The following is a 13,055-nucleotide window of genomic DNA, read 5'->3' as shown; positions in this document are numbered from 1 at the left end:
GGCTGTTGATCCATGAGAAGCGGCGGCCCATGGCCGCCGCTTCCTGAATGGGAAGGCGAAGGCTGACTACTTGGCGTTCAACCAGGCGGCGAATTCCGCACCGCTGCGGAAGGCACCCACCTGGCGGCGCAGTTCCTTGCCGTCGGCATCCAGAATCACGAGGGTGGGGAAGGCGTTGAGCTGGAACTGCTCCGCCAGCTTGGTGCCTTCAGCGACGGGGGTGCCGTCCTTCTTCTGCACCAGGGAGGAGAAGGGCACCACCTTGGCCAGGGCTGCGGTGGCTTCGGCGGTGGGGAAGACATTCTTCTGGAGGTGCTGGCAGGGGCCGCACCATTCGGTCCAGAGATCCATGAAGATGACCTTGTTCTCGGCCTTGGCCCGTTTCAGGGCGGACTGATAGTCGTGTTCCCACTTGGTGGCGCCCTGGGCGAACAGGGGCGCGGCGAGAAGCAGCAGGGCAGCGATGGATTTCATGGGCGGGCTCCAGTGGCGGCGGCGGCCGCACAGGGTTTGGATGGGGACCGAGGGGGTTCTGTGACCGGTCCAGAATACCCGGCTAATCCGCGGTCCAAGAGGCCCGTAATCCCATGCAATCCGGCGAGTGCCGAACCCCAACCACCCAAGGAGGCCGCCCATGCGCGCCATCATGATCCCGCTGGCCCTGGCGGCCAGCCTCAGCCTTCCTCTGGCCGCGCAGAGTGCGCGGTTCATCAAGGTCGACATCGTCTCCAAGTCCTTCAACCACCATCACCGGCAGAAGGGTGAGGCCAAGAGCGAAGAGGGCCCCACCGAAGTGCACGTGCGCATGCCCATCAGCCTTGCCAAGGGCGTCCTGGACATGGCCGGTGAAGGGGAAATCAAGGTCAACGGCGAAACCAAGAAGGGCATGAAGCCTGAACAGCTCATCAAGCTGCTCACCGATGCCAAGGCCGGTGACCTGCTCTTGGAGATCACCACGGACAAGGGCGATCACGTCCGCGTCACCATCGAGTAACCGGGAGCTCCGGTCCGTGGCTCATCAGGCCCCGCTTCGGCGGGGCCTCTTCGTGTACGCTCAAGGCATGGAATCGCTCACCGAACTTCGAGTCCGCTACGCCGAAACCGATGCCATGGGCATCGTCCACCACGCGACCTACCCGGTGTGGATGGAGCTGGGACGCAGCGATTTCCTGCGGGAGCTGGGACAAAGCTACGCGGAGTGGGAGGCCCGAGGCGTGCGGCTGGTGGTCAACGAAATCCGGGTGAAGTTCCGGGCGCCGGCTTATTACGACGAGCTGGTGCAGGTGCGCACCTTCCTCAAGGAAACGGGGAGGCGCCGCGTGACCTTCGGCTATCGCATCGAACGCGACGGCGTCCTGCTGGCCGAAGGCGAAAGCATCCACCTGGCGGCAGGATCGGACAACCGCGCCCGGGTTCTGCCGGATGACCTGCTGGCCCTGATTCAGGGTTCCTGAGCAGAAGCGCGAGCTTCCAGGCAGGTGGAGAGCAGCCCTGCCAGGGCATCCATGACCCGACGTCGGCTGTCACTGAAGGCATCGGTCTGGAAACTCTGGAAACTGACCACCCCGATGGGCCGGGGTCCATGGCCCAGCGGCACGCCGTACCAGGAGTGAGGGATGAGGCCCGTGGCCTGCTCCGCAGCGGTGAGGAAACTCCCGGCCGCATGACCCTCCTCCATGGTGCGGATGTAGATGGAACGACGCCCGGAAAGCACCCGCTCGGAAAGCCCTGCCCGATCCGAAAGCCTGCGGGAGGGATGGTTTCGGGCCCTCCCCCCTTCCTGGTACAGCACGAACTGGAGCAGATCCTGGTCCCAGTCCGCCAGCGCCAGAAAGAAGCAGGCCAGCCCCATGGGTTTGAAGGTCACCTCCAGGAGGGTCTGAGCCAGCACTTCGGCGGAATCCCCCGGGTGCAGGCGCTCCAGGGCGCTCAGCAGGAGGTCCCGATCCTCATCCAGGTGCCGGACCAGTTCCTGGGTTTCCTCCAGGCGGCCCTGCAGGGCCAGGCAGTCAACCTCCAGCTTCTGCAGCTGCTCATCGCGCTCAGCGAGGGACTGTTCGTGCTTTCGGGCACCGAAGAGGCTCATGAAGACACCTGGGGGCTTTGGATGGAAGGCAAAATGATGGTTTCCTAGAACCATGAAGATGAAGCAGCGAACCCTCTCCCTGTTCAACACCCTGTCACGGCGGGTCGAGCCTGTGGTTCCCCTGGTGGATGGACAGCTCTCCTTGTACACCTGCGGGCCTACGGTTTACAACTACGCCCATATCGGCAACCTGCGGACCTTTCTTTTCCAGGATCTGCTCAAACGCACCTTCCTGGGCGCTGGCCTTCGGGTGCGGCATTGCATGAACATCACCGACGTTGAGGATAAGATCATCCGCGATTCCCAGGGCGGGCTGCCCCCCGATGCCACCAACGAGGCTCGCCACGCAGCCATGGCGGCCCTGACGGAGCGCTTCACCGCCATCTTCCTGGAAGACCTCGCCACGCTGCGGGTGCTCCCGGCGAACTTCCTGCCCCGAGCCACCGCCTACATCCCCCAGATGATCCGCCTCATCCAGGATCTGGAGGCCAAGGGTCTGGCCTATGCCCGGGAGGGCAGCGTCTACTACCGCATTTCCGGGCTGCCCCAGTACGGCTGTCTGGCGCACCTCGACCGTGAAGGCATGCAGGTGGGTGCTTCGGTGGATGCCGACGAATACGAGCGGGATTCGGTGACGGATTTCGTGCTCTGGAAGTCCGCCAAGCCCGGTGAGCCCTGGTGGGACAGCCCCTGGGGCCAGGGGCGGCCTGGATGGCACATCGAATGCTCCGCCATGGGCATGGAACTGCTGGGTGAGCGCATGGACATCCACAGTGGCGGGGTGGATCTGATCTTTCCGCACCACGAAAACGAGATCGCCCAGAGCGAAGGCTGCCTGGGGCACCCGTGGGTGAACCACTGGGTGCATGGCGAGTTCCTGTTGGTGGAAGGCCAGAAGATGTCCAAGAGCCTGGGCAACTTCTTTACCCTGCGCGACCTCATCGCCAAGGGCGTGGATCCCATCGCCCTGCGCTACGCCATCCAGAGCAACCACTACCGCAAGGTGCTCAACTTCAGCTTCGAGGGCCTGCGGGCTGCGGAAAATTCACTCAAGCGCATCCGGGCCTTCCGCAAGCGCATGGAAGGGGAAGGCCAGTCAGGAAGCGGCCCCTGGAAGGAAGCCCTGGATCCCTTCAGTCGCTTGGAGCAGGCCCGTGAAGCCTTCTGGGCGGCCATGGCCGATGACTTGAACACGCCCGAGGCCCTGGCGGCGATCTTCACCCTCATCAGCGACCTCAACGCCCAGGATGATCACACGGCGCTCACCCGGGAAGAACGGGATGCGGTGCTGGCCTTCCTGGAGGAAACCAACGGCATCTTCCAGGCCTGGCCGCGCGAGGAGGCCAGCCTGGATGTCGAGGTGGAAGCCCTCATCGAAGCCCGCCGCGCCGCCAAGGCCGGAAAGAACTGGGCCGAAGCCGACCGCGTGCGCGATCAGCTCAAGGCCATGGGCATCATCCTCGAGGATCGCAAAGACGGCACCGTGGGCTGGCGCAAGGGGTGAGTGATGCTGCCTGGGGTGTGCGCAGCGCGGACCCCCCAGAAAGGAAAGCCCGCCATCGGCTTGGCCGAGGCGGGCGCGGGGGTCCGGGGGTGTGCGCGCAGCGCGGAACCCCCCGGAGAACGGAGCGCATCACCCTTAGCGGCTAAGCCGCTTCAGGGCGATGGTGATGAACTCGGGAGGGCCAGGCAGGAGGCCAGCATCCGCTACGGCAGTCTGCCCCTCGCGACTGAGCAGGAAGTGGATGACCTCGTTGACCGCCGGCGGCAGGGCTGCGCCCGGGGCGCGGTTGAGGTAGGCGTAGTACAGGCGTGGCATGGGGTATTTGCTGGTGGTGACGTTGTCCTGGTTGGGGAACCGCGCATCCTCTCCGTGGTAGGGCGTCACGGGCAGCACCTTGTTCGCGAAGTACCAGGACGACATGGTGCCGAAGGCGATGCCAGCAGGATCGGTCATGACTGCCTCGGCCAAGGCGGAGGCATCATTCCGGTCCAGGATGCCGGCCCGGTACTCGCCATTGAGCAACGCCTTTTCAGCGAAGGAAGACCGAGTCGCCGTGCCCTCGGCCCGCGCATAGGCGTGGATGGGCAGCTTGGCCCACTCGCCCCGAAGCCCCAGGTCGCCCCAGACCAGGGCTGCCGTCTTCGCACCACCTAGGCGGGACTTGGAATAAATGGCGTCCAGCTGCTCCATGGAGATGGAGGTGAGAGGGTTGTTCTTGTGGACGAACACGATGTTCGCATCCAGGCAGATGGGGATGCGCATGGGCATGTAGCCGTACTTGGTCTGGAAGGCCTTGCCCTCCTCGGCCGTGAATTCCCGGGCGGTGATGATGAGCAGGTTCGTCCCCTCCATGAAGGCCGCCACGGCCTCCTTGGTGAGCTTGGATTTGAAGACCAGGTTGGCCTCTGGGTGGACCTTCCGGAGCGAGGCAGCCCATTCATCGCCCAGATCGGAAAGGGCATCGGTTCCCAGGAGTTCAAACGTCCCCTTCACGACCGCTTGGGCCTGATAGGGGGGAATGGCGGCTGGAACCTTCGCGCGAACCTGCGCGGTCTGGGCCCAGAGACCTCCCTGGGCAATCATCCCGGCGGCCAGTATCACCCCTGAAAACAGGTGTGCGGGAATCCTATTCATGACGCATCCTCTCAATTGAACTCAGGGCTTGACGAAAGCGGAGCGGGAATACCACCTGGAAGATCCATGGGTGAAAGCATAAATTCCCAACCGGTCATGATCCTCTATTTGCCCGCCACCCGCTTGCGTCCATCCTCACAATCGTGATTCAGGTCACGGGTTCCGGGCCGAGGCCTCCCATTCTTGTCGGCCAATGGATGGGCGAAGGTGACTCCTGATTCAAACCGCTAGACTGAAGGATCCTTCGATCGACTCAACGAAACCCTCTCCGGGATGCGCCATGAAACCTGCTCCGATCCGAACGTTCGCCCTCTTGCTCATGATCTTGCTGGCACTGCCCTCTCCCGCCCAGGAACCGAAGGGCGTCAGCCTGCCGGCCCATCATGCGAAGGCAGGCGTCCATTGCTTCGACTGCCACCAGGAGGAGAAGCCCACCAAGAAGGCGGTGCCTTCTGAATCCTGCATGACCTGCCACGGCGACTACCCCGCCATGAAGGTGGTCACCAAGGATGTAAAGCCCAACCCCCACGACTCCCACAAGGGCGAGATCCCCTGCACCGAATGCCACCGCCAGCATCGCCCCCCGGTGGTGAAGTGCCTCGAATGCCACGAGGGGAAGTACAAGTTCAAGATCCCCTGAAGGTTCAGCCCCCGATCAGGGCCGCGGCCACCTGCTCTGGAAGCAGTTCCTCCATGCACTGCCGCCGCTGGCAGGCCCGCTCCCGGCAGGGCGAGCAGCCAATTCCTGTGCGAAGCACCCGACCCGACCCATCGGGCAGTCCGGCCACCACCGGATCGCTGGAGCCATAGATCCCCAGGGCGGGAACGCCCAGCACCACAGCCAGGTGCAACAGCCCCGTGTCCGGCGCGATCACTTGGTCCGCCTGTCGCAGGGCCGCGGCCAGCTGCCAGAATCCTAGCCTCGGGAGGGCTTCGACCCCCGTGGCCTCCGGCAGCCAACCTCGTAGTTCTTCCTCCTCAGGCCCCAGCGACCAGCGAAGCTCACACCGCTGTTTCAGGCGTTCCACCAAGGACAGCCAGTGGGTCAGGGGCCAGCGCTTGATCGCCCCGCGACGCGAGGCCCCTGGCACCAGCACGACCCTCGGCTTCACACTCTGAGTCCAGATGGCGCCGGGATTGGGCAAAGCAACGTCGCTCAGGACCGGACGGAAGCGGCCCAGGCCCTCCGCCCCGTGCTTGCGCCCGAAAGCCTCCGCCAGCCCGAGGGCCTGGTCATAGCGGGTCTGGTGCCGGAAGGGCAGCGGCTGGGTCTGCAGCGATCCAGCGAATTCCTTGGTGACGCCATCACCCCAGCGCTCAGAGATGCCCGCCATTCGGGGAATCAGGGCGGCCTTCAGGATGCCGTGGAAATCCAGGCTGACCTCTGCCCCCCGGAGCAATCCAGCCACCCGTTTCAATTCGCCGAGCGCCGACAAGGGGTTGGACAAGCGCTTCCGGCGCACCACCACCGGTTCCAGCCAGGGGAGGGGCTCCAGCAGGAAGGCGTGCCGATCCTCCACGACCGCACGCAAGCGGGCTGCGGGGAAGGCATGATGCAGGTTGCCCCAGGCCGGCATCACCCGGAGGATGTCACCCAGAGCGGAGAGGCGGAGCAGAACCAGGTCCATGTCCTCATGCTACCTGCCATGCCCAAGGAAGCCCCCGGACCGGTTGTGCTTCCCCTCACCGGGTCGGGGCTAGCCAAAGGAAGCGAAACCCGGAAACAATGGGGGCTCCCCCGGGGACTTCTCCCTTCTCATCACTGGTCGAAACGATGCGCAAAACCGCCTTCCTTTCCCTCTTCCTGCTGCCCGCGGCCCTCGTCGCCCAGGCCCCGGCACCGGCGCCATCGCTGGGTGAGCGGGTCAAGGCCGAGCGCCCGGCCATCGAGCAACTGCTCGCCGAACTCAAATACCCCGAGGCCTACAAGCGCGCCGAGGCGTTGGTGCCTGCGGCCCGGCCCACCTTCGACAAAAAGGACAACACCACGCTGGTGCAGAGCTGCACGGCCAATCTCGAGATGGCCGAAGCCCTGCGCCTCGCCGCTGAGACCGCCGATTCTGCAGGCGCATGGGAAAAGGCGCTGGAATATGCCAAGACCGCCAAATCCCTGGCCCAGGAAGCCTATGCGGGCGTCAAGGAACCCTTCGCCCAGACGGTCACCTACTACTCCCAGTCAGGCGTCCGGGCCAAGCAGGTGCTGGAAGAGAACGCGGACCGCATCAAGGAGCTGAAAGCCAAGAGTGTGCTGGATCCCGGCGAACGCCAGGAGCTGGATCTCGCTCTGGGCGTGGAAAAGGAAGTGGTCGACAGTGCCAAGTGGGTGAAGTTCTTCCAGACCTACATCGACGTGACCAAGCGTGAGAGTGAGGCCTACGATCCCCTGGTGAAAGTCATGGAGGACAAGCTCAAGGGCGAGGCCGACCAGGTGGAGGAATACAAGGCCGGCAAGGGCGACAAGCTCAAGTGGGTGGAGGCGGTTGTGTCCAGCGCCGCCTACCTGGAAGCCCAGGGCGACCGAGCGGGCAAGGCCCGGTGGCTCTATCGCCTCGCGACCATCGACCCCGACAGCAAGAAGGTCCAGCACCAGCTCGACGTCCTGAATGGCAAGGCCGCTGCCGGCCCCGCCAAACCTGCCAAAAAGGGAAAGTAGGCCGAATCGCTCCCGGGCCTGTACCCTGAAGGCATGGCCCGCCGCTCAGCCCCCCGCATTCCCGTCCGCGCTCCGTCACGCACCCCTGACCGCCGGACCTCAAACCAAGCCCCGAAGCCCCAGGCCGCTCCATCTCAGGGCCTGGGGCTTCGGCCGTACGAAAGCTTTGAAGCCACCTTCCTGGGACATCCCGAAGGTGCGGGCGGCTTCCTCCGCGTGGTGGGCGCCCCGAAAGGCCCCCGCATGGACCTGTTCGTGGACTGGCGGGATGCCCATGGCGCCATCCATGGCGATCGAGTGGTGGCTGAAGTCAGCGGCGAAGGCTGGGACGGCCGCCTGAAGGCGCGGGTGCTGGAGATCAAGGGCCGGGGCGAAGTCCCCCTGCCCGGCACCCTGCAGAAGCAGCCCTGGGGCTGGCGGGTGGTGCCCCTGGAGCCGCGCCTGGCCCAGCTCATCTCCGTCCCGCCCACGGACCTTGCCGAGGATGGCGAGCTGGTCAGCGTCAAGCTGGATGCCGATCCCGAGGCTAAGCAGTTGCGGGGCACCGTGGTCGCCCGCCTGGGCAAGAGGACCGACCTGAAGATCGAGAACAAGCTCACGGCGGCCCTCTTCAACCTGCGCACCGAATTCCCCGACGCGGTGATGAAGGAACTGGCCCCCTTCCCCACGAGCATTCCTGCGGAGTGGCTCCAGGGACGAGAGGCCGAAGCAGGAGCGGAGGCCCATCGAGCCGAAGGTTCGGCCCAAAGGGCGCGGCCAAAGGACTGGCCGCGTGAGGATCTTCGGGAGACCCTCACCTGTACCGTGGATCCGCCCACCGCCAAGGATTTCGACGATGCCATCAGCCTCGAAGCCCTTCCCAAAACGGAAGGTGGCGGCTGGCTGCTGGGCGTCCACATCGCCGACGTGAGCCACTACGTGGCCGAGGGCGGCCCGCTGGACGAGGAGGCCCGCCTGCGCGGCACCTCCGTCTACTTCCCGGATGAGGCCATCCCCATGATCCCGGAGCGGCTCAGCGGCGACCTCTGCAGCCTGAGGGAAGGCGTGGATCGCCTCACCATGACCGCCTGGATGACCCTCTCGCCCGAGCTGGAAGTCGTGGAGACTCGACTGTCAGAGAGCGTCATCCGCAGCGCCAAGCGGCTCACCTACGACGAAGTGAAGGAAGCGTGCATCGACCTCTCCAAGCGCAAGCGCGCTGAGCTGGGCGATCCCCTCTGCGCCATGCTGGACGAGGCCCTGGTGCTCTCCCGCCGACTCACGCAAATTCGTCTGGGCCGAGGCGCCATGAACCTGGATACCGAAGAGGCCGAGTTCATCTTCGATGAAGAGGGCCGTCCCATCGATGCCCGCCGCTACCCGCGCCACGACGCCCACCGCATGATCGAAGAGTTCATGCTGTTGGCCAACGAAACCGTGGCCCGCTTCTTCACGCGGAAGAAAATCCCCGCCATCTACCGCATCCACGATGAGCCGGACGCCCTCAAGCTCGAGGTGTTCGCCGACGTGGCTCGCACTTTCGGCCTGCTCAAGCCCAAGGAATTGCCCACTCCCGAGCATCTCAACGCCATGCTCGACAAGATCCGCGGCGGGCCGCTCGAGGCCATGATCAACACGCTGTTGCTGCGCAGCCTGAAAAAGGCTGAATACAACGTCGACAACATCGGCCACTCGGGCCTGGCGCTGCAGGACTACCTGCACTTCACCAGCCCCATCCGCCGCTACCCGGATCTCATCGTCCATCGCCTGCTCCGCCAGGTGCTGCGGGGCCGGCCCCTGCCCGAGGGCCTGCACAGCCACCTCGCCGTGCTGGCCAAAGGCGCCAGCGACTGCGAGCAGAAGGCGACCGAGGCTGAGCGAGAAAACGACAAATGGAAAGCCTGCCTCCTGATGAAAGAGCGCATCGGCCAACGCTTCAGGGGGCGCATCCAGGGCTATTCCGCCAAGGTGGTGTTCGTGACCCTGGATGCCCCCTTCGTGGAGGTGGGCGTACCCCTGGCTGCCCTCGGGGGCGATTTCTGGGTGGATGAACACCGCACCAAGGCCACGGGTCTGCGCGGCACCGTGGTCCTCACCATCGGCGATGGCGTGGAAGTCGAGATCACCACGGTGGATGAGAACCTCCGCCGCGTGAGCGCCTGGATCACCGAGGCCAAGGCCCAGGATGCCCATGGGAAGGCGTTCCAGTTCGTGCCGACCCTGGCGGCGCCCGCCGTCCTGAAAGAAGGCGATCTGGAGAAGCCCAGGGCCCGGCGTGACTCGAGAACGGGTGGCGAACGAGGGCGCCGGGAATCTGCACCGAAGGGCCGCCCTCCCAAGAAAGCCCGGGAGGCCAGCGGCAAGTCCCGCGAAGCCCACCCCAAGCCCCCCAAGGGCAGCGTCAGGGGCCCCGGCAAGCGGAAGGCCCGATGATCGTGGTTCCTCCGGCCCCGGTGCGTTGCCTGGGCGTGGATCCGGGCTCCCTGGCCTGCGGCTGGGCCGTGGTGGAGCGCTTCGGTTCACGGATGAGCCTGGTGGAGGCCGGGGTCATCCGCAGCCCCAGGGGCGCCGATTTCGACCAGCGCATCCTGCGGATCCACGAGCGGCTGGCCGAAGCCATTGCGGCCCACCATCCGGGTTTCATGGCGGTGGAATCGCCCTTCGTTGAAAAGAACGCCGCCACAGCCCTCAAGCTGGGCCAGATCCGCGGGGGCATCCTGCTCAGCGCGGCCCTGCACGGGCTGCCCGTGGGGGACTACAACCCCATGCAGGTGAAGAAGGCTGTCAGTGGCTACGGCTGGGCCGACAAGGGCCAGGTGGGGAAGATGGTGATGACCCTGCTGAACCTGAAGGAACCCCTGGCCGCGGACGCGGCCGATGCAGCGGCGGTGGCCATCGGTCATCTGCTGGCCAGCCGAAGGGCCTGACCGGACCTATAGACCCCCTTGATGTCAGGTTTTTCAAGGGCTTTGGCATTTGTCATGACGGCCATGACAAATATCCCCGTAACTCGTGACATTTCTTGTGATGCCTATCACTAGCCTAAGTCATCGCCAAACACGATGATGTTGTCCAGGAAGCCACGGAGCCGACATGCACATGGATACCGCAGCGCGTCAGCACAACCCTGCGTTCTGGACCACCGCCGAGCGGTTGCATGAAGTGTTCAATCAGTTGGAGCGCCAGATGAGCAGCTCCCCCCGCGGCCTCGCCGTGCTCCGCCAGGTGCAGGCTCTGGAAGCCGAACTCGAAGCCGAAGTGATGCACCGCAGCCGTCGCGTCGTCGCGGCCTAAGTCTTTCCAGCATGCAGAGAGGCCCGGCCTTGGCCGGGCCTCTCTGCGTACGGAGCAACCTAGGGTTTGGTCCATTTCGTTTGGAAGTCAAAGGTATTCCATGGCCCATCGGCCCGGAGCACCACCTCGCCCCTCCTGCCCCCGCCGTCTTCCACCCGGATCTTCAGCAGGCCCTCAGGCTTGGGGGCCTGAATCCGGATGTTGGGCCGAGATTCCACCCAGGCACTTGCAGATGAGGCACCTTCCGGATCCGTGGTTCCAATGCGCACTGCCCCAAGGGAATGGTTCTCAGACAAGAGGTCCACAATCAGGCTGCCACGGTGGCGGATGCGAAGCTGAACCTGAAGGTCCCCTCCAACCCGTCGCAGATACCCCTGGACCTCCCCCTCTCCAAGCGGCGCCTCTGGCTGTACGGCCTTCGCTTTGAATACATCCAGCACCAGGGCTCTGTAGCGGGTGGCCTCCTCACTGATGCGTCCTTCCTCCAGGGCCTGTTCGCCGCAGTTGTAGGCGGCCACGGCCTTCTGAAGATCTCCCTGGTAGCGGTCCAACAGGAAGCGCAAGTATTTCGCGCCCGCGGCCATCACCTGGGCCGGATCGTTCAAATCCTTGGCCCCATGGGCCTGGGCCGTCTGCGGCATCACCTGCAACACCCCCATCGCCCCTTGGGAACTTCTCGCCTTGGCATTGAAGCCGCTTTCCACCCAGGCCATGCTGCGGAGCAGCTGGGGATCCAGGCCTTCCTGAGCCGCAAGGGCGTCGATTTGCGCCACCAGATCGGCGGGTGCGGCGATGGGTGGCTGTTCGGGAATCGAGGCTCGCAAAGCCAACACCAGCCCGGGAATCACCAGGAAGGAGAGCCAACCCCAGGAAGATCCGGCCCAGGGCTTGGGGGAAAGCAGACGTTCGATGCGGTGGAGCAAGTGTCCTCCTCGGGCCGCCAGGGCCGGAAACAAAGGGCGGGAAAGGTCAGTCTGGAGGTCATCCAAGGCATTCAGAGCCAGGGCCAGGCACCGGGGATTTCCGAGGCTCCGGGCTGCGAGGTCATCGGCCAGCTCTTCCCGCTCGACGCGAATCCGGGCCGAAAGCCACCACACCGCTGGGTGAAAGAAAAGCAGGGTCTCCACCACGCCCTGCAAGAGGTTGCTGAGGTAATCCAGCCGGTGCACATGGGCCAGTTCGTGAGCCAGCAGCGCTTCCAGGTGATCCGGCGGCAGGGTGGTGAACAGAACTGCCGGAAACAGCACCACGGGCTTCCACAGCCCCAGGGAGAACGGCGTATTCCCCTTTCTGGCCAAGAGCAGGGGGACCTTCCGCCGCAGCCCCATGCGGCGTGCCAGCCGATCCATCGTCGCCTGCCAATCCCCTGGGGCCGGATTGCCCTGCCGCTTCCAGCGCAGACTGAGGGCGAGGCCTCCGCCCAGTCGCAGCGCCATGAGGCTTGCCCCCACGGCCCACAGGGCCACCAGGCGTGGCAGGTGGGGCTGCAGGGAGGCCTCCAGCCGCTCCAGCAGCGGCCGGGCGACGGCACCAGTCAGCTCCGGCCGGGGCTGCGGGAGGTCGATCGCTGCTTCTTCCCGCAGCGTCGCGCCCATGCCCGCGGGCGCAGGTCGGTGAAAATGCCAGGCCGTGGCCGCGGGCAGGATCAGGCAGAGGCCCAGCACCAAGCCATGCAGGCGGTACCGGTGGGAGCCAACCAGGAAGAGGCCGCAAAAGGCCGCCAGCAGGGCGAGGAGGCAGCCCTGCCAAAGGGCATGCAGCAGCGCCCAGCCCAGAAGCTGGATAAGCGCGCTCACGGCTTCTCCTTCCCCAGCGCCGCGCGGATGCGGGCCTTCTCCTCCGCGCTGACCTTCCCGGAGCGCAGCGCTGCCAGCACCAGATCGGCGGCGGAACCTCCAAAGAGCCGCTCGGTCAGGTCGGCCACCAGGCCGCCCTCCATGGCCGTTCGGCTGTGGGCTGCCGCGTAGACATGGCTTCGTGCGCTTTCATCGCGGGTCACCAGCCCCTTTTCCAACATCACCTGAAGCATGCGGAGCACTCCGGTGTAGGCGTAGTCCTCACGGTGGTTCAGATGGACGTGGACATCCTTGACCGTGGCTGGTCCCAGCTCCCAAAGGATGCGGAGGAATTTCAGTTCAACCTCGGTGGGCTTCTGGAGACGGGTCACGGGAGTTCCTACACAAGAAGATGTAGACAATATTGTGTAGATATTTCGACCTGTCAACTTGAATTTCTTCAAGCCAAGTTTCCGCCCGAACAACAAAGGGCACCCCGAAGGGTGCCCAGAAGTCTCGGCCACAACAGGTTCGGGCCGGAAGGGGCTGGCGAAAACGGTCGCCCCGCGGGAGGAAGAGACACTCTTCCCACTCCCCAGGCTAGGCTCCGGGAGCCCACTCACAAGGAGA

At 65.0% G+C, this 13,055-nt stretch carries 14 protein-coding genes; 8 read left to right on the top strand and 6 right to left on the bottom strand.

Annotation, left to right across the window (positions count from 1 at the left end; translation table 11 throughout):
- Positions 1-66: 66 nt before the first annotated feature.
- The gene (locus tag Q9293_RS05940) at positions 67-474 is read right to left on the bottom strand and encodes a thioredoxin family protein (RefSeq protein WP_306251010.1); all 408 of its coding nucleotides are present in this window, start codon (positions 472-474) and stop codon (positions 67-69) included.
- Between the two features lie 160 nt (positions 475-634).
- Between Q9293_RS05940 and Q9293_RS05935 the strand changes: the two genes are divergently transcribed.
- Both Q9293_RS05935 and Q9293_RS05930 read left to right on the top strand, forming a co-directional pair.
- A complete protein-coding gene (locus tag Q9293_RS05935; RefSeq protein ID WP_306251008.1) occupies positions 635-994 on the top strand; it encodes a hypothetical protein in 360 nt (119 codons plus the stop codon).
- 16 nt (positions 995-1,010) lie between these two features.
- Complete coding sequence (locus Q9293_RS05930) at positions 1,011-1,454, top strand: thioesterase family protein (protein WP_306251006.1); 444 nt, start codon at positions 1,011-1,013, stop codon at positions 1,452-1,454.
- On the opposite strand, the gene Q9293_RS05925 is transcribed toward Q9293_RS05930, so the two are convergent.
- Positions 1,442-2,086 (bottom strand): GAF domain-containing protein, encoded by a 645-nt coding sequence (locus tag Q9293_RS05925; protein WP_306251004.1) that lies wholly within the window; start codon positions 2,084-2,086, stop codon positions 1,442-1,444. The genes Q9293_RS05930 and Q9293_RS05925 overlap by 13 nt on opposite strands.
- A 58-nt stretch (positions 2,087-2,144) precedes the next feature.
- Here Q9293_RS05925 and cysS point away from each other — a divergent pair, with 58 nt between their 5' ends.
- The gene (gene cysS / locus Q9293_RS05920) at positions 2,145-3,590 is read left to right on the top strand and encodes a cysteine--tRNA ligase (protein ID WP_306251002.1); all 1,446 of its coding nucleotides are present in this window, start codon (positions 2,145-2,147) and stop codon (positions 3,588-3,590) included.
- 135 nt (positions 3,591-3,725) lie between these two features.
- On the opposite strand, the gene Q9293_RS05915 is transcribed toward cysS, so the two are convergent.
- The gene (locus Q9293_RS05915) at positions 3,726-4,724 is read right to left on the bottom strand and encodes a PstS family phosphate ABC transporter substrate-binding protein (protein WP_306251000.1); all 999 of its coding nucleotides are present in this window, start codon (positions 4,722-4,724) and stop codon (positions 3,726-3,728) included.
- Positions 4,725-5,004: 280 nt separating this feature from the next.
- Between Q9293_RS05915 and Q9293_RS05910 the strand changes: the two genes are divergently transcribed.
- Entirely contained in the window at positions 5,005-5,364 is a 360-nt protein-coding gene (locus tag Q9293_RS05910; protein ID WP_306250998.1) for a cytochrome c3 family protein, read from the top strand.
- A gap of 4 nt (positions 5,365-5,368) precedes the next feature.
- On the opposite strand, the gene Q9293_RS05905 is transcribed toward Q9293_RS05910, so the two are convergent.
- A complete protein-coding gene (locus Q9293_RS05905) occupies positions 5,369-6,352 on the bottom strand; it encodes a glycosyltransferase family 9 protein (protein ID WP_306250996.1) in 984 nt (327 codons plus the stop codon).
- Between the two features lie 146 nt (positions 6,353-6,498).
- Between Q9293_RS05905 and Q9293_RS05900 the strand changes: the two genes are divergently transcribed.
- From Q9293_RS05900 to Q9293_RS05885, 4 genes are all read left to right on the top strand, one after another.
- Positions 6,499-7,377, top strand: a complete 879-nt coding sequence (locus tag Q9293_RS05900) for a hypothetical protein (RefSeq protein WP_306250994.1) — start codon at positions 6,499-6,501, stop codon at positions 7,375-7,377.
- Between the two features lie 33 nt (positions 7,378-7,410).
- Complete coding sequence (locus Q9293_RS05895; protein ID WP_306250992.1) at positions 7,411-9,789, top strand: ribonuclease R family protein; 2,379 nt, start codon at positions 7,411-7,413, stop codon at positions 9,787-9,789.
- Positions 9,786-10,283 (top strand): crossover junction endodeoxyribonuclease RuvC, encoded by a 498-nt coding sequence (ruvC, locus tag Q9293_RS05890; RefSeq protein WP_306250990.1) that lies wholly within the window; start codon positions 9,786-9,788, stop codon positions 10,281-10,283. The genes Q9293_RS05895 and ruvC overlap by 4 nt, the downstream gene beginning before the upstream one ends.
- A 166-nt stretch (positions 10,284-10,449) precedes the next feature.
- Entirely contained in the window at positions 10,450-10,650 is a 201-nt protein-coding gene (locus tag Q9293_RS05885; RefSeq protein ID WP_306250988.1) for a hypothetical protein, read from the top strand.
- A gap of 59 nt (positions 10,651-10,709) precedes the next feature.
- Here the strand turns inward: Q9293_RS05885 and Q9293_RS05880 are convergent, their stop codons facing one another.
- Both Q9293_RS05880 and Q9293_RS05875 read right to left on the bottom strand, forming a co-directional pair.
- A complete protein-coding gene (locus tag Q9293_RS05880; RefSeq protein ID WP_306250986.1) occupies positions 10,710-12,446 on the bottom strand; it encodes a transglycosylase SLT domain-containing protein in 1,737 nt (578 codons plus the stop codon).
- Entirely contained in the window at positions 12,443-12,817 is a 375-nt protein-coding gene (locus Q9293_RS05875; protein ID WP_306250984.1) for a BlaI/MecI/CopY family transcriptional regulator, read from the bottom strand. The genes Q9293_RS05880 and Q9293_RS05875 overlap by 4 nt, the downstream gene beginning before the upstream one ends.
- Between the last annotated feature and the right edge of the window lie 238 nt (positions 12,818-13,055).

Origin of the sequence: Geothrix sp. PMB-07, from assembly GCF_030758935.1 — a bacterium.
Classification (GTDB): domain Bacteria; phylum Acidobacteriota; class Holophagae; order Holophagales; family Holophagaceae; genus Geothrix.
This window is presented reverse-complemented; position numbering and strand designations above follow the sequence as displayed.

What these genes read in the sequence shown, in the direction of transcription:
- Q9293_RS05940 (WP_306251010.1), bottom strand. Translation starts at nt 474, where the DNA reads ATGAAATCCATCGCTGCCCTGCTGCTTCTCGCCGCGCCCCTGTTCGCC.
- Q9293_RS05935 (WP_306251008.1), top strand. Translation starts at nt 635, where the DNA reads ATGCGCGCCATCATGATCCCGCTGGCCCTGGCGGCCAGCCTCAGCCTT.
- Q9293_RS05925 (WP_306251004.1), bottom strand. Translation starts at nt 2,086, where the DNA reads ATGAGCCTCTTCGGTGCCCGAAAGCACGAACAGTCCCTCGCTGAGCGC.
- cysS (WP_306251002.1), top strand. Translation starts at nt 2,145, where the DNA reads ATGAAGCAGCGAACCCTCTCCCTGTTCAACACCCTGTCACGGCGGGTC.
- Q9293_RS05915 (WP_306251000.1), bottom strand. Translation starts at nt 4,724, where the DNA reads ATGAATAGGATTCCCGCACACCTGTTTTCAGGGGTGATACTGGCCGCC.
- Q9293_RS05910 (WP_306250998.1), top strand. Translation starts at nt 5,005, where the DNA reads ATGAAACCTGCTCCGATCCGAACGTTCGCCCTCTTGCTCATGATCTTG.
- Q9293_RS05905 (WP_306250996.1), bottom strand. Translation starts at nt 6,352, where the DNA reads ATGGACCTGGTTCTGCTCCGCCTCTCCGCTCTGGGTGACATCCTCCGG.
- Q9293_RS05900 (WP_306250994.1), top strand. Translation starts at nt 6,499, where the DNA reads ATGCGCAAAACCGCCTTCCTTTCCCTCTTCCTGCTGCCCGCGGCCCTC.
- Q9293_RS05895 (WP_306250992.1), top strand. Translation starts at nt 7,411, where the DNA reads ATGGCCCGCCGCTCAGCCCCCCGCATTCCCGTCCGCGCTCCGTCACGC.
- ruvC (WP_306250990.1), top strand. Translation starts at nt 9,786, where the DNA reads ATGATCGTGGTTCCTCCGGCCCCGGTGCGTTGCCTGGGCGTGGATCCG.
- Q9293_RS05885 (WP_306250988.1), top strand. Translation starts at nt 10,450, where the DNA reads ATGCACATGGATACCGCAGCGCGTCAGCACAACCCTGCGTTCTGGACC.